General features: G+C 39.6%; 17 protein-coding genes and 1 rRNA gene. 10 read left to right on the top strand and 8 right to left on the bottom strand.

The genetic code is table 11. The annotated features are described in order from the left end of the window. Positions 1–110 precede the first annotated feature (110 nt). A 5S ribosomal RNA gene (rrf, locus tag JG479_RS15880) occupies positions 111–225 on the top strand. Positions 226–802: 577 nt separating this feature from the next. After that, positions 803–1,396 (top strand): hypothetical protein, encoded by a 594-nt coding sequence (locus tag JG479_RS15875; protein WP_138489801.1) that lies wholly within the window; start codon positions 803–805, stop codon positions 1,394–1,396. A 2-nt stretch (positions 1,397–1,398) separates the two neighbouring features. Here the strand turns inward: JG479_RS15875 and JG479_RS15870 are convergent, their stop codons facing one another. Next, positions 1,399–1,779, bottom strand: a complete 381-nt coding sequence (locus JG479_RS15870; protein ID WP_200219641.1) for a hypothetical protein — start codon at positions 1,777–1,779, stop codon at positions 1,399–1,401. A 99-nt stretch (positions 1,780–1,878) separates the two neighbouring features. On the opposite strand from JG479_RS15870, the gene JG479_RS15865 reads away from it, so the two are divergent. Next, a complete protein-coding gene (locus tag JG479_RS15865; protein WP_002959645.1) occupies positions 1,879–2,319 on the top strand; it encodes a tellurite resistance TerB family protein in 441 nt (146 codons plus the stop codon). Positions 2,320–2,336: 17 nt separating this feature from the next. Here the strand turns inward: JG479_RS15865 and JG479_RS15860 are convergent, their stop codons facing one another. Next, a complete protein-coding gene (locus tag JG479_RS15860) occupies positions 2,337–2,903 on the bottom strand; it encodes an NADPH-dependent FMN reductase (RefSeq protein ID WP_024605004.1) in 567 nt (188 codons plus the stop codon). A gap of 119 nt (positions 2,904–3,022) precedes the next feature. On the opposite strand from JG479_RS15860, the gene JG479_RS15855 reads away from it, so the two are divergent. Further along, entirely contained in the window at positions 3,023–3,922 is a 900-nt protein-coding gene (locus tag JG479_RS15855; protein WP_200219640.1) for a LysR family transcriptional regulator, read from the top strand. Between the two features lie 194 nt (positions 3,923–4,116). Here the strand turns inward: JG479_RS15855 and norR are convergent, their stop codons facing one another. Next, positions 4,117–5,673 (bottom strand): nitric oxide reductase transcriptional regulator NorR, encoded by a 1,557-nt coding sequence (norR, locus tag JG479_RS15850; RefSeq protein ID WP_200219639.1) that lies wholly within the window; start codon positions 5,671–5,673, stop codon positions 4,117–4,119. A gap of 279 nt (positions 5,674–5,952) precedes the next feature. Here norR and JG479_RS15845 point away from each other — a divergent pair, with 279 nt between their 5' ends. Further along, positions 5,953–7,185, top strand: a complete 1,233-nt coding sequence (locus JG479_RS15845) for an NnrS family protein (RefSeq protein ID WP_200219638.1) — start codon at positions 5,953–5,955, stop codon at positions 7,183–7,185. A 20-nt stretch (positions 7,186–7,205) separates the two neighbouring features. Then, entirely contained in the window at positions 7,206–8,387 is a 1,182-nt protein-coding gene (gene hmpA / locus JG479_RS15840; RefSeq protein WP_200219637.1) for an NO-inducible flavohemoprotein, read from the top strand. A gap of 69 nt (positions 8,388–8,456) precedes the next feature. Here hmpA and JG479_RS15835 read toward each other — a convergent pair whose 3' ends face one another. The 3 genes from JG479_RS15835 to JG479_RS15825 form a co-directional block, all read right to left on the bottom strand. After that, positions 8,457–8,828: a hypothetical protein gene (locus tag JG479_RS15835; protein ID WP_024591696.1), complete on the bottom strand. Its 372-nt coding sequence runs from the start codon at positions 8,826–8,828 to the stop codon at positions 8,457–8,459. Then, on the bottom strand, positions 8,828–10,435 hold the full coding sequence (locus tag JG479_RS15830; protein WP_200219636.1) for a S41 family peptidase: 1,608 nt from the start codon (positions 10,433–10,435) through the stop codon (positions 8,828–8,830). Before JG479_RS15830 ends, JG479_RS15835 begins: the two co-directional genes overlap by 1 nt. A 101-nt stretch (positions 10,436–10,536) precedes the next feature. After that, positions 10,537–11,190 (bottom strand): endonuclease, encoded by a 654-nt coding sequence (locus JG479_RS15825; RefSeq protein WP_033012759.1) that lies wholly within the window; start codon positions 11,188–11,190, stop codon positions 10,537–10,539. Positions 11,191–11,421: 231 nt separating this feature from the next. Between JG479_RS15825 and JG479_RS15820 the strand changes: the two genes are divergently transcribed. Further along, positions 11,422–12,390 carry a DnaJ C-terminal domain-containing protein gene (locus JG479_RS15820; protein ID WP_138489795.1) on the top strand — a complete coding sequence of 323 codons (969 nt, stop codon included), beginning with the start codon at positions 11,422–11,424 and terminating at the stop codon, positions 12,388–12,390. Further along, positions 12,390–12,710: a chaperone modulator CbpM gene (locus JG479_RS15815; protein WP_002959626.1), complete on the top strand. Its 321-nt coding sequence runs from the start codon at positions 12,390–12,392 to the stop codon at positions 12,708–12,710. The genes JG479_RS15820 and JG479_RS15815 overlap by 1 nt, the downstream gene beginning before the upstream one ends. A 62-nt stretch (positions 12,711–12,772) precedes the next feature. Here the strand turns inward: JG479_RS15815 and JG479_RS15810 are convergent, their stop codons facing one another. Beyond that, positions 12,773–13,498: a hypothetical protein gene (locus JG479_RS15810; RefSeq protein ID WP_197121611.1), complete on the bottom strand. Its 726-nt coding sequence runs from the start codon at positions 13,496–13,498 to the stop codon at positions 12,773–12,775. A 313-nt stretch (positions 13,499–13,811) separates the two neighbouring features. Between JG479_RS15810 and JG479_RS15805 the strand changes: the two genes are divergently transcribed. Next, entirely contained in the window at positions 13,812–14,192 is a 381-nt protein-coding gene (locus tag JG479_RS15805; protein WP_024595094.1) for a hypothetical protein, read from the top strand. Here JG479_RS15805 and JG479_RS15800 read toward each other — a convergent pair whose 3' ends face one another. Beyond that, positions 14,193–14,633, bottom strand: coding sequence for a PaaI family thioesterase (locus tag JG479_RS15800; RefSeq protein WP_149603343.1), 441 nt, complete (start codon positions 14,631–14,633; stop codon positions 14,193–14,195). A gap of 167 nt (positions 14,634–14,800) precedes the next feature. Between JG479_RS15800 and lexA the strand changes: the two genes are divergently transcribed. Beyond that, on the top strand, positions 14,801–15,418 hold the full coding sequence (gene lexA, locus JG479_RS15795) for a transcriptional repressor LexA (RefSeq protein WP_024595093.1): 618 nt from the start codon (positions 14,801–14,803) through the stop codon (positions 15,416–15,418). Positions 15,419–15,735: the final 317 nt, after the last annotated feature.

Raw genomic sequence — 15,735 nt, 5'->3', positions numbered from 1 at the left:
AGAAGTTAATATGACTAAAGTAGACATTACTTAGAAAGACTTAAAAAATATTATCAGATATTTTCCAAATTCAGTTAGTGCGTAGAAATACGAATTAACGCCCAAATTTGCTTGGTGACAATAGCGTTTTGGACCCACCTGACTCCATGCCGAACTCAGTAGTGAAACGAAACAGCGCCGATGATAGTGTAGCATTTGCTATGTGAAAGTAGGACATTACCAGGCTTCAAATTGTAGAGAGCCCGACTAGAAACAGTCGGGCTTTTTTACGTCTGCAGAAAAGTAAAATGTGCGCAATTATCATCCACTCACAGCAACACCCATCACGTAGGTCGGGCGAGCACAGCGACTCCCGACGTTAAAATCACAGCAAAATCCCTCAATATCTCAGTGGGCCAATCCAGTAGCATTTGCTATGTGACTCTCCACCGCTGTGGGCACTACGACATCCTACTGCGTAGCGCACCGACTTCACATTGTAGAAAGCCCGACTAGAAATAGTCGGGCTTTTTTACGTCTGCAGAAAAGTAAAGTGTGCGCAATTAATATCCACTCACAGCAACACCCATTACGTAGGTCGGGCGAGCGTAGCGACTCCCGACGTTAAAATCACATCTAGGAGTGTGCAATTAATATTTATAAAAGTAGGATTGTTAATGAGAGCAGAGATATTTAGTCGTTAAGCATTACTTAAAATTTTATCTAGTTGTCCTGTTCTCAGTTTTATATAGATACTTCTAATAAAGTACTTAAGAAAACTGTACTATTACAGTTGTTTTAAAATAACTATAACGAGAAACAAATGAAATTATTAACTGCAGCAACTTTATTACTTGCTTCATCGACAGCTTTTGCACGCCCTGCACCGCTAGTGTCTATTCCTACTCATGATGCCTTTTTTAATAGTATTGCAGCGCATTGCGGTAAAGCTTTTGAAGGTGAAGTAGCAGTAGATAACGCGAAAGGCCCAAGCTCATTTACAGATAAAAAACTGGTTATGCATGTACGTAAATGTAGTGAGACTGAGTTACAAGTACCGTTTCATGTAGGAGACGATGCATCACGTACGTGGATCATAACTAAAACGGGTAGCGGCTTGAGTTTAAAGCACGATCATCGTCATAAAGATGGAACAGACGACGCATCAACTATGTATGGTGGCCATACGCTTGATGCAGGGTCTGCGCAGATACAGTCGTTTCCAGCAGACCAATACTCTAAAGAGTTATTTGTAAAACAAGGTCTTGCGCAGTCTGTAGGTAATACATGGCAAATGTATATTTACCCAGAAGTATTTACTTATCGATTAATTCGCCAAGGACGTGAGTTTAAGGTGGATTTTGATTTAACTAAACCGATTACTCCACCATCAGCACCTTGGGGTTATAAAGACTAAGGTTACTTACCCTTGTTTGTATCTTCTTTAGTTTCGCATTGGAGTAAAACACTTAAATCTGGTTGGTAAGCGCGTGGTTTTGTTGGAAAGCGTTCGTACTCTTGCACGCCTTCAAGTACTTTCAACATAAAGGTATTGCCTCGGCATAGACGGTCAGCATGACGTAACAAAAATACACTTTGATTGGTAAAGTGTTTGTAATCGTCTGACTGGATTTCTATTTTATAGTTGTCTTCGCCAATTTGTGTTTGGTAGTAATGTACTTTGTTATCAAAGTCGTAGAGCTTCTCGGTTTCGGCTTTTTCAGCAAGTGCAGTATTTGCACTCGAAAGGGCCACCAGCGTAGCGCCTATAAATAAGCGTGGTGTGTTTATTCCTTTCATAAAATGTATCCTTTAATTTGCGAACTTTATACCCATTAATAAGAGTAATAAGGTCGATTTCTTTACGTATTAGTCTAACACCCAAAAAGGGAAAGTGTGATGTTCAAACAAATAAAACAACTTTTTGCTGTATTCGATGAACAGCAGCCAAGTATGCAAGAGCACGATTTAAAAACAGCGGTTGCTGCATTATTAATTGAAGTTATGCGCGCAGATACCAAGCTTGAACATGATGAACAACGAACCCTGACTGTAACCTTAAAAAAGTACTTTAATTTAACAGACACTGAGGTTAATGAGCTTACTAATAATGCGGCAAGTAGCTTAGATGATTCGATAGATTACTTTCAGTTTTCAAAGCAGATTAATGAGCATTGTAGCGCGGCGCAGCGAATAGAAATAATAGAGTTATTATGGCGCTTAGCGTATGCCGATGGAGAAATAGATCCCCAAGAAGACTACGTTATACGTAAAGTAGCAGGGCTTTTATATGTAACGCATACCGACTTTATCGCCGCCAAAATAGCAGCGACAAAGTAAGTAGGCGTGCGTGCAAGTTATTTTAACTTACTTGCAACGCTTACTAACTGATGAGCGAGGGCTGATACTTTTTCAGCCGTTACAGGTTCATTTATTTGCCCATTTTCATTAAACAATGTGTGCACAGCGGGTACTGCAAGTTGATCGGCAAGTACTAACGATCCAATGCCGCTTAATATATCACGCACATGATTTAAACCGCGTAAGCCGCCAAGCCCACCAGGCGATGCTGCAAACAAAGCAACCACTTTATTACGAAAAGCAGGAACAGCACCTTGCTCTGTACGCGATGCCCAATCAATCGCATTTTTTAGTGCTGCGGTAATAGAGCCGTTGTACTCTGGGCTTGCTAGTAAAATACCGTCGGCTGTACGTAGCTTATCTTTTAAAAGCTGTACATCGCTTGGTGTACCTTGCGCTTCAATATCTTCGTTAAATAGTGGGATGTTTAATTCGTTTAGTTTTATTACTTCTACTTCAGCACCTGTTTGTAGAGCAAAACGTGCTGCCTCATTAATAATTTTTTGATTAAAGCTTTCTTGGCGAAGGCTTCCAGCTAGGGCGATAATTTTTGGTGCTGACATGGTAGTGGCCTTTTAATGTTTTAAGTTACATGACTAATGTAGCAAAATTTCACTTGTAGAAAACCCTAATAAACGCAACACTTGTGTGCGTAAATGCACATAAGTATAAGGTAAGCAGCATGGCGATAAAATTTGAAGATTGGCAAGACGTTAAAGTAGCGTTTGAAGTAGCACGATTAGGCACGTTAACGGCGGCAGCAGAAGAGCTTAATGTGCACCACAGCACAGTACTTAGGCGAATTAATAATCTTGAAAAAAACTTAAATACACGGCTTTTTCATCGCCATGCCCGTGGTTACAAGGTTACTGAAATTGGCACCAAGTTATTTGCAACGGCGCAAACTATCCATAGCTCCTTAGAGCAGTTACATAACGATATAGCAGCAGCCGATAGCACCCTTAGAGGGAGTTTATTGCTAACGACGGTAAGTGGTTTTATGGATGTACTTGGTGATGTATGTGAGCAATTTCAGTCGCTACATCCACAAGTGCAGCTTGAGGTTATTTTAGAACAAAAAAGATTAAGACTCGATCACGGACAAGCACATATTGCAGTGCGTGCAGGCCCAAGACCTGATGAGGGCGATTATATTGCTCAGCATTTAGCGCAGTTATCATCGGGTTTATACGCGAATAAACTTTACATTAATAAGTACGGCATGCCTAAATTATTAAGTGATTTACAACAACATAATTTTGTATCGGGTGTGGCGGGTTTTAATGCCCGCGTGCCTTATTTTGCATGGGCAGATGAACATATTCCTGCATCGCAAATTAAGCTGCGAGTATCTGAAACCGCAGAAGCGACTCGTGCAATAATTAAAGGGCTAGGCATTGGCGGATTACAGCATGACGTAGCTGCGCAATACCCTGATTTAGTGCCTATATTGCACAGTGAGTTAAGCTGGCCTACCGATGTATGGTTAGTCACGCATCACTTAGTGCATCGTACTGCTAAAGTACAAGCTTTTGCAGGGTTGCTAAAAACACATTTTAGTAAGTTAGCTGCTAATCAATAGTTTTATACCAACCTGCATAAATCTTTGATCAATTTAACGAATTAAATTTCACTATAACGTCGTTAAAAATTTTTTATTTAGAACAACTAGATACAAAAATTTTTGCCTAGTTCTAGCGTAATTTTCTTAACGTTAAATAGACCCCATATATAAGCAGATTGGTATTAGCAGCATTTTAGCTGTGTTTTAAATGATTATAGTGTTTTTTTTACTTCTATTCCTAGGCGTTTAGCCAAGCGTACTAAGTTTGCTCTATCTAATTCAAGTACTCTTGCTGCTGCCGACCAGTTGTAGTTATGCTGTTTTAATTGCTCGGTAATTATGTTGTATTGCAACGATTCTACAGCTTGTTTTAAAGGTTGGTTGATTAAGGCGTTCGCTGTACTTCGGCTCTCTGCTATAGGGGGTTGCAGCGCACTCGGTGTTAAATCACAGTGCTCGCTTGTAATAGTTATTATTGGATTTTGCCATTGGCTTTGTTTTGCTTTTAGGGCGCTGCGGCTAATGACATGTTCAAGCTCGCGAACGTTACCTGGCCAGTTGTACTGATTAAGCAATGCTTGCGCTTCGGGGCTTAGTTTTAATTGTTTTATCCCTAATTTACGGGCTGTTTGCTCAATAAAATAACCAGCTAAGAGTGTTATGTCGTGCTCGCGTTTACTAAGTGGTGGCACAGTAATAGGGTAGACACTGAGGCGATGGTATAAATCGGATCTAAAGCGACCTTGAGCTACTTCTTCTTTTAAGTTTCTGTTGGTTGCAGCAACGACGCGTACATCTACGTACTTTGGCGTGTCTTCTCCTACCGTTTGTATTTCGCCACTTTGTAGCACTCGTAATAGTTTACTTTGCATGGCCAGGGGCAGTTCGCCTATTTCATCTAAAAATAACGTGCCGCCATCAGCTAATTGAAATTTACCCTGGCGCGAATTTTGTGCGCCTGTAAAAGCCCCTTTCGCATGACCAAAAAATTCACTTTCAGCAAGGTTCTCAGGAAGTGATGCACAATTTAAGTGAATAAGCGGTTGATCTTTTCGAGCTGAATTTAAGTGAATATTACGCGCAACAAGTTCTTTTCCTACCCCTGTTTCACCTAATATAAGCACGCTAAAGTTAGATGCTGCAACGAGTTTAATTTCGTTTTTAAGTGTTTGCATTAGCGGACTTTGACCAATAATTTCACCGCCGTCCCGTGTTAATGCTTCACGATTTAGTTCTTGTACTAATGCACTTGAGTGCTGTGCATGCTGTTTGTAGTGGGCAAGTTCTAAGGCCGTTTTAAAGTGCGCACTACACAGCGTTTGTAAAGTATTGAGTGTATCAGCGCTTATGCTGTTAAATGCATTAGCGTTAAGGCTATCAAACGTAAGTACGCCAAGTAGCGCGTTTTTATCATAAAGAGGTAAACCTAAACATGCATGTACCGGTATGTCGCCGGTTTTAGCTAATAGCAATCCGTCGTATGGATCGGGTAGTGGGCAGTCGTGCGCAAATTGAAGCGCGAGTGTGCTTTTGCAAATAGCTTCTAGGCGAGGGTGTTCTACTATTTTAAATCGTCTGCCTAAACTGTCGGACATTAATCCTTTAATTGCCAGGGGTTTTAATTGTTCGCCCTGAAGCACTAATAACGCACTTGCATCACTAGGAATAACCCGCTCAACCGTTGCTAGTAATTGATCAAAGCTATGCTCGTGTAGTGTACTTTGAGCAAGCTCTAGAGCAACTTGTGTAAGGTTGAATTGCTGGTTCACGTCAAAATGACCTATTTGTGTTTTTATGAGTTAATTTATAGTAGGTCATAAAGACTCATAGTGTAAAGTGGTTTGATTTAACTTGTTGAATTTAATTAATTAAACTTGTTGGCACAGTATGTGTAATAGCTAAGTAACGTAGTTAGTTACAGAGATCGCCATGAACACACTAATGCTGAATAATTTAAATAATCAAACACAGTTTAGTTCACTGCATGAGGCACTAGCGTGCGCTGAATACTTTTTTGCTCAGTATGGTGTAGGGCAGGAAATAAAATAATGCGCCCTATAAACTTAACTGAGCCAATGCCAGCACGCGTTGCTATTCATCAAGTATCTCAATGGCCGTTATGGATGCTAGCTTTTAGGCCTTTCTTTTTAGGCGGTGGCTTATTGGCATTTTTGTCAGTGGGGTATTGGCTACTTATTTTAACAGGCCATGCAAGTTGGCACTTATCGATACCTGCGACATTATGGCACGCGCACGAAATGCTGTTTGGCTTTGCAGGAGTTGTAGCTGTTGGCTTTTTACTTACCGCTGCACAAACATGGACAGGCGTACCGAGCATAAGTGGCAAAGCCCTTATGTGGCTTACGTTTATATGGCTTGCAGCGCGCTTAGCATTTTTTGTAGCACTGCCAGATATTACTCATTTTAATTTATATGCTGCACTTACATTACAAGTTATTTGGTGGCTAGGCGCCATAACCACGTTGGCTAATATGTTATTAAAAGCCAATAGCAAAAGTAACTATCCGTTTTTAGCTATTTTAGCTGTGCTTTGTGGGCTCAATGTATTGTATTTAATACTTGTTTTACAACAAAACATGCTGCTTGCACTTGGTGTGGTTGATACCGCAGTACTGGTAATTACTTTACTAGTTGGCATTGTTGCGGGCCGCGTTTTACCATTTTTTACCGCTAAAGGTCTAGGTTTAGCCGCACAAGTTCGCACTCCTAAAATAGATAAAGCGGTGATGTATTTATCTATTTTGGCTATCACTTTGTTTTTCATCAACAAGTTGTTTTTGAACACGATTAATCCTGCGTTAGTTGTTGCAACTGTTGCTGCGCTTCACCTGCTTAGGGCTGGTTGTTGGTGGGATAGCAAGGTATTGAGAGTGCCGTTGTTATGGTCTTTACATTTTTCTTACTTAGCGTTAGGCGTAGGGTTAATGATGGTTGCATTTAGCTTTTATAGCAGTGCAATACAATTTAAAGATGCGCTGCACTTAATCACTATTGGCACAATAGGTATGATGATTTTAGCAATGATGACGCGTGTATCACATGGTCATACAGGGCGGACACTCGCTATTCCCCATTACATGGCTGTTGCTTTTGCGTTTTTGCTTGTGGCCGCTATTACTCGTTCATTACTCCCTTTTATTATTGGGCCTCACCTTGCTTGGCAAATAAGTGCTTTGCTGTGGTTAGTGGCTTTTTCATTATTTTTAATTCACTGCACACCTATATTAACGCGGCGTCGTGTTGATGGGCGTCGTGGTTAGTTCATCCATAGGAAACACATATGTTATCTGATAAAACCATTGAGATTGTAAAAAGCACAGTTCCGTTATTAGCGCAGGCGGGTACGGTTGTTACCGATCATTTTTATAAGCGTTTATTTAGCCATAATCCTGAGCTTAAAAATATTTTTAATATGGCGAATCAAGATACAGGTCGTCAGCAATTTGCACTTTTTAATGCATTGGCTGCGTATGCACAAAATATTGATAATTTAGCCGTATTAAAAGAAGCGCTAACACGTATTAATCATAAGCATACCAGCTTGAATATTTTACCTGAGCATTACCCTATTGTAGGTGCACACTTAATTGGTACGCTTAAAGAGCTTCTTCCTGAGCAATTTACTCCCGATGTTGAATACGCTTGGCGCGAAGCTTACGGCGTACTTGCTGATATTTGTATAACCGAAGAAGCTGCTTTGTATGAGCACAGTAAAAATAAACACGGTGGTTGGGCGGGAACTCGCCAATTTGAAATAACCAACAAACAGGCCGAATCAGAACTAGTAACGAGTTTTACACTTACGCCAGTTGATGGCGAAGCTGTTATTACACATAAACCAGGGCAGTATTTAGGTATTAAAGTTAAGCCAGAGGGCGCTGAATATGAAGAAATTCGCCAGTATTCTATTTCACAAAAAAGTAACGCTAAAAACTACCGTATTAGTGTTAAAAAAGAGCTACAGCCAAAGCCTGGCATGGTGTCTAATTATTTACACTCATTAGAGCAAGGCACTATTGTTGAGTTGTACCCGCCGGCAGGAGACTTCTTTTTACGCAATAACACAAGTCCAGTGGTTCTCATTTCAGCAGGTGTTGGGCAAACGCCAATGCTGGCTATGCTTGAAACGTTATTAAGTGACAACTCTAATCAAGAGATTATGTATTTACATGCCTGCGAAAATACTCAACAGCACTCGTTTTCAAAATATTTATATGATCTAACAGCGCAGAATAACCGCTTGAAAACAATAACATGGTTTAACCAAGCGACAGAGGGCGCTGACTTTACTGGGTTAATGAACCTAAATGCAGTACAAGCACAGCTACCATTAAGTAATGGCGACTTTTACTTATGTGGTCCTGCCGGTTTTATGGCATTTATAAAAAACCAGTTACTTGAGCTCGGTGTTAAAAACGAGCAGATTCATTATGAAGTGTTTGGTCCGCATGAAGACTTGTAATAACGCTTTAAAATAGAAAAAGGCGTGCAGCGATGTGCTGCGCGCCTTTTTTATAAACTTTAAAGTGCCTTATAACTCTTTACAGGTCACACCTTCAAGTACTGTAGTAAGCTCTTTTTTAGGATAGTAAAGTTCGCATTGATTATTACGTAGTTGCAAAATAAACTTCTCAGATTTTATATTATGCGCGCCCATAATTACTCTGCCATCAGACCCTTTACTCATTGCATGATCAATTAGCAGTTCGCTACGTTTAGTAAATACCGAATCGGCAAGTGTTACTAATGTGCCTCCCTTAGCTTGTTGAATTGCCTGTTGTAGTGTTGTAATAACGCTGGGATTAACGCTCGTTAATATAGCGGGTTTAGCAGGCTCACTATTTACACTTTGGCATCCGCCTAAAGCGAGCAAGGTGGCTAATGGGAGTAATAATTTAGCCATTACCTTTCCTCACCCAGCGTTGGCCAAGTTAAGTCCATATTACGCTTGGTAAATTGTACCGGCATATTTAAAGGAATGAGAGATTCACGAGAGCTTGAAAAATTAGCTGGTTCTGCTTTTGCAGCAGCCGTTCTAACTGGACAGCTGCCATTTTCAACATGAAATAATGCGGTGGCTAAAACGGCCTCGTCACTGTCGCCTAACTGATGATCAAAGTCGTCCTCAATTTCACAACCTTGAACATCAGCATCAAATTGTGGAGTAGGGGTTGGTGTAAAACCCGCAGCGTATTCGCCAAATCCTTTGCTATTTACGCCACTAAACTGAATAGTGTAATAGGTTGTTGCGCAGTTATGAGTTGGGGTAAAGCCATAGGGCTTACCGCAGGTTGTGTCGCCAATTAAAATAACTTCTGCGTCTATACCTTTTAAACCATTAATAAAAGCTTCTGATGCCGAACAGGTGCCTGATGTGCTTAATACATAAACCTTTGATAGGTTTAAATCAGGTAGGTTTTCACCTGTGCTAAAAAAAGTAGAGTAATCTATTTCTTCATCAATAAATGGAAAAGGTGAATCAACGGGTTGTTTATCGTTTTGTTGAGTTTGATAATAAAAGCGGTTGTTAACGTTGGCATTACCGGCAACCATATAAGCCAATTGTGCCGACAGTGCTAATAAACCACCACCGTTATATCTAAAGTCGATTACAAGCTCATCAATACCATCGGTTTTAAACTTATTTACTGCATCAATAAGCCCTTCTTGGGCAATGCTTATATGACTATTAAATTGCATGTAACCCACGCTTGAACCATTTGCGGTTGTAATCGTTTTAACATTTTGAACCGGTGTTTGTTCAATATTGCCAGCGGTTACATTAAATGTTTTTTCGGCGCCATCGTTACTGCGTACAACAATAGTATGTGAGTCGCCGTTAGTTGGGCTAAATAAGCCTTCGTTAAGCGTATCTACACCCGACTGTGTATTGGTATTAATGCTAACACCGTCAACTGAAAGTACAGTATCACCACGTTGAAAGCCTATTTGGCTTGCAGGTGAATCATCTTCAAGATAAGCGACGCGTAAAATACGGTCGGCTGTATCGCCAATAAACGCCCAATTTATACCGTAACCAGAAGTAACGCCCGATTGCGCTTCTTGAAAGTAATCTTCAGTAGGTTCTGAAAAATGAAAGTTATCTTTTTTTGCACCTGAGTCGGTAAGCTGCTCTGTTTTTAATTGGGCAAAATAATCGGCTACTGTGGCAAAGCTTTCAGGATCGTTATCGGCAATCTCATCATACCAAAGGTAGGTTTCGTCGCTCCAAGAGCGAAGCCAGAGTTTTTCGTAAAGGGCAGAACCGGCTTGATCTGGGTAAGGCTCGTTGTTATTAAAGGGATCATTACCCGTACGCGGGGTTTCGCAAAAGTTTTTTAAATCGTTAGAGGGTTCAAATACACCCGCAGTCCATGTTGGACTGCTAGTAACAGGTGTTGTAACTACAGGGGCTGAGTCGATACCGCTACCGCCGCCGCCACAACCGGTCAAAGCAAAGCCCGCAAATGCAGTGAAAATGGCAAGCGAGGTTTTATTATTTTTAAACATAGGTAAGGGCTTTTTTTGTAAATAAGTTGTTTAAAATATTACAACACTCGCTCGTTTATTCAACATTTATAACTTTGATTTATGTAAATGAGTGTTAAAGCTTAGAGCTTGCTCGCACTACTTGTATCTGCGAATGCTTGCTTTTTCCACGCATTAAATAACTTTTGCTGTTTATCAGAGATTTTTAAACCGTATGTTTTCTGCATGTAAGCGTAAGTGTCGGCTATACGTTTACGTGCATAGACAGGCGGTTCAACTACACGTTGCTTAAAGTTTACTTTTACTTCGCAGCGACCATACTGTGTGGCGTTTTCGCTAAGCATGCCAAAACGATAATTAGAGCGATCGGCATTAATTTCGCCAATAGCTGGCGCTAAGTTATTTATATCAGCTTCCATTTTTCTAAATTTAGCACTTACTTTACGGCAGTTTTTACGCCCGCCATCTTGCCAACATTGTAGCTGATGACCAAATTCCCACGCCGGAACAATATGTTCCCACTCAATGCGTAGTGCTCGCACATTTACTTTGCCTGAGCGGGTAAGTGTATTTCGAGGAATGTAACCACAGTTAGAAGGATCAGGAATGAGTTTTTTGCCTTCTTTTTTAATATCACAGCCGCAGTAAATGCTTTTGGCGTTGTCAGGTAGGGTTTTAATTAAATGTCTTTTAGCCGTTGAAAAACGGGTAAATTGTTCGGCTGATACCGAAACGCACACACAACAAGCCAATAAGGCCAGAATAAATCGAGTCATATCCATCACAAATGTGAACTACAGGAATAGGCAGTTTAAAGCCTTGAAGATAAAAGATAAAGTTAACTTAAGGCCTACGCTTATATTAATAAAAAGTGCCTGATTAATTTTTTACTCAAAGTTATTTTCACTATTCATTTATTTCTCACTATTTATCGTATTTTAACCACACAAGGTTACCCGTTAAGGAGTATGCTTAAAGCTTACTCAATATGAGGATTTGGATTGCAAATGAAATTTGTTGATTATTATGCAGTGCTTGGAATATCGCCTGATGCAGATGATAAAGCGGTTAAAGTAGCTTATAAAAAGTTAGCCAGAAAATATCACCCAGATGTAAGCAAAGAGCCTCAAGCAGAAGATAAGTTTAAAGAAATAGCAGAAGCTTACGAAGTCATCCATAACAAAGAAGAACGCACTAAATACGACGAGTTACGTCGTCACCAACAAAATCGTGCTCGTCAACAGCAAGGCCATTATGGTGGTAACAATGCCTCTTCGCAAAGTAATTATCAGCAAAGCGATCCTCAAACCGACCAAGAGTTTTCTGACTTTATTAATTCAATGTTTGGCGGAGCTGGTGGATTCGATCGTTCCGGGCAGAGCAGAAGTAACGCCGCTCGCGCGCAAAAAGGACAAGATGTGGAAATAGAGTTCCCAATTTTTCTTGAAGAGACTTTAGTTGATACCGTGAAGCCTGTTGAGTTTATGTTACCGCAGCGAGACAGCAGTGGCCGTGTCACTGAAATTAAAAAATCACTTAAAGTGAAAATTCCTGCAGGATCAGTAAATGGCGAACGAATTCGACTAAAAGGGCAAGGCGGATTAGGGTCAGCGAATGGGCAAAATGGCGACTTGTATTTACAAATTAGTTTAGTGCCTCACCCATTATTTGATGTTGAGGGTCATAACCTAAATATAGTTGTCCCTCTTGCACCATGGGAAGCGGCTCTTGGTACAAAGCTAAATTTACCTACGTTGACAGGTAATATCCAATTAACTATTCCTTCTAATAGTCAGTCTGGTCAACGCTTGCGTATTAAAGGTAAGGGATTAATGAGTAAAAAAGCTAAAGGTGACTTATTTGCTGTGCTTAAAATTGTTAATCCAACATCTGTTGATGATACCAGTAAAAAACTTTGGGAAGAATTAGCCGAAAAAGCTCACTTTAATCCCCGTAATAACTGGAGCAAGCCATAATGCAAATTATCGTGACACAAAAGGACGATTTACTTACTAGTAAAGAGCTATGTTTGAGTAGTGATATTAGCGAAGCAATTTTATATGAGCTAGTTGAGCATAATATTGCGGTTCCAATTGAGGGGGAGCATGTTACGCAGTGGCAATTTACGGTATCTGCAGTGACCTTAGTTAAAAAAGCGGCCCGTATCCAACATGACTTTTCGTTAGATTGGTCGGCAATAGCTTTAGTTTTACAATTGCTGGATGAGCGTGATGAGTTGATTTTCGAAAACGAAATGTTAAAGCGACATTTGAGTCGATTTAAGCACTTGGAATAAAATAAGCCCTAGGCTTATTTACTCTTTGATAAGTGGGCGCTAGCTCTCAAAAACCAATATGACTACTTTGATTTATTCTTATTTTTAATTCGGATAAATCGTTTTAGTCGTATATTTTGTATAAGTAGTAATATTCCACTTAAACAAAAAAGTACACTGGTTGCTGAAAAGCTAATAAGCAGTGGATTATTAAAATTCTCTCGCTCATCGTAATCCATAATATGTAACATCCAAAAAAAGTCGAATATTCGCCATAGCGTGCTGCGAACGGTGACAACTTTGCCGTTATTTTCTGACAAGTACAGTGTTGTGTTAAAAGTGTCGTCAAATTGGACCTGCCAAACATTGGTTTTATATCCGACTTCCCGCGTACCTTGCTTTAGTAGTACAACGCTTGTTACTTGAGCGTCAATAAGTAAGTGTGCTTTAGCATTTGCGGTAATTTGTATTTTAGTTGGCGGTTCAAATGGTCGGCCTGTTATGCCATTGAAGCTTTGCTGCTCGTTATTACTAAAGACAGTAATAAGTGGTGTAGTTAAGAAGTTCTCAAAAATTATTTGTGTTGGATTAACCACCTGAGAGGCAATATCGTCAAGGGAGGCAACATAATCAGCCTGCGTAAATGGGTTATTAAGAGTACGTGTTGCAAGATGCTCCCCATGAACTTTATCAAGAGGGATTGCACTCATAATTAAACCACCTAGTAACCATGCTAAAATTTGTAGTGCTAATAAATAACCTAACCATTTATGTAACTTGCGAGCATGTTTAAATATTTTTTTATTCATGTTTTAGTCTTATTATTTTTAGAGGCTAGTTTATTACATTAATGGGATAAGTTACTGCGACATTTTGTCGCAGTTTAAACTATAGCTTACTGTAATCATTTAAAAATAAAAAAGATTACACTTAAATCCCTAACATGACTTATCTGTTTAATTGAGCTGGATGTTTGATATCCAGCTAGCTTTAAATGCTAAAAAATACTTAAAAGCTGCGAAATATCCATATAAAGTGGTTAATAGAGCATAGTTGATTTGGTATAACGGTAAAACTGCGTTAAAGTTTGCAATGAAATTATTAGAGGATAAATACGAAACGATGTCGGAAATTCAATTTTTAAATGTAGATCTTGAGCTTGAATCAAAGCAAGATATTAGTTTGCTAGTGGCGGACTTGAAAAAAGTCGCGACGATTTTACATTATGACAAAGACGAATACCGTCAACTAGCGCGTATTGAAGCTACAGGTGAGGTGAGCACACCTGATAAAGCCATAAACCATATATGTGAGCTTATTGAATCGTGTTCGCGTAACGCGCTAAAGCAATGGTTAAGCTGTTCACGTAGAACGTTTGATATTGGTTTTGAATCAGGGACTTCTCCTAAGTGCTTTAATCAAGCCTTAGATGCAGATACATTATTGCGTATATCTGCGATTGGTGCGGGTATGGAAATTACCATTTACCCAATCGAAAAGTAACTATCTTCGCTCTACGACTGCTGCGGTCATTTTTGATACGCAGCACAGCTCATTGCGGCTATTTGTAATTTTTATTTCCCACACTGAACTACGTTTGCCAATATGAAATGCTCTAGCCGTGGCTGTTAAAGTGCCGTTGCGAGATGCTTTTAAATGACTTGCGCTAATCTCCTGCCCTACACAGTAAAATTTAGTAAAATCGACAACAAAGTTAGCGGCATAGCTGGCAACTGTTTCGGCAAGTACAACGTTAGCACCGCCGTGAACCATGCCCATTGGGTTATGATGTTCAGGAATTGCCGGCATTGTGGCAACCAAATAATCATCGCCAATTTCTGTGACTTCTATCCCCATAGTTTTCATTAATGTTCCTTGGCCATTAATGCCTTGCTCTAACTGCTTGCACAGCTCTAAGGTGATGGGCTGGTACCAAATACTCATAATGTCTCCTTTGCATTTTTAATCATTTATAAACTTAGCTTTAGTTATATCCTTGAAATGTACACAAGTGAAATTACTTTAGCTATTTTAAGGCTTAATTTAAATTTGCGATTTTTATTTAACTGTATATACTCACAGTTAAATGTACTGTATGGAAAACCAGTTGTATGCGACCATTAACGAACCGCCAAGCTCAAATACTCGAACTAATTAAAGTTTTTATTAAAGACACTGGTATGCCCCCTACACGTGCTGAAATAGCGCAAACATTAGGTTTTAAAAGTGCCAATGCTGCTGAAGAACATTTAAAAGCACTTGCTAAAAAAGGCGCAATTAAAATGAAACCAGGTGCAAGCCGTGGTATCCAATTAATTGAAGAAGAAGAGCCAGAACAATTAGGTTTACCGCTTATAGGGCGTGTTGCTGCTGGTTCACCTATTTTGGCGCAAGAGCACGTTGAAAGTCACTGCAAAATCGATCCATTAATGTTTAAACCGGCTGCAGATTTTTTACTACGCGTTAACGGTATGAGCATGAAAGATATTGGTATTATGGATGGTGATTTACTTGCTGTACATCGTACTCAAACCGCTGAAAACGGACAAGTTGTTGTTGCTCGCCTAGACGAAGACGTAACTGTAAAACGTCTTGAGAAAGCGGGTCGTAAAGTATTACTTCATGCTGAAAACGACGATTTTGACTCTATTGAAGTAGATCTTGAGAATGAGTCTTTTAATATTGAAGGCTTAGCCGTTGGCGTTATAAGAAACGCTGATTGGATGTGACTTTAAAAATAGCTTTTAAACAAGCAGTTTTATAAATGCGTACTAATTAGTACGCATTTTTGTTTTAAAATTTGTACTAAAAATAGGGCGTAAACCGCCCACTGACTATTTAAGCTGTAAACTTTTTTGCACTTATATTTTCCCCCTCCGAATGCGTTAAACCCCTTTGTTTTGCTCATATTTTGAACTTTCTGTCGCCCAGTTGATTACCGATTTTTATTAATTATTCAATATCACCTGATTGTTTTTTATACTAAAACTTGCTTGTTGTTCGTTTTTTAGCTAATTGTTAATGTGCTGAGCTAATAATAACTCAC

Source organism: Pseudoalteromonas sp. LC2018020214, assembly GCF_016598755.1.
Taxonomy (GTDB): domain Bacteria; phylum Pseudomonadota; class Gammaproteobacteria; order Enterobacterales; family Alteromonadaceae; genus Pseudoalteromonas; species Pseudoalteromonas distincta.
This window is presented reverse-complemented; position numbering and strand designations above follow the sequence as displayed.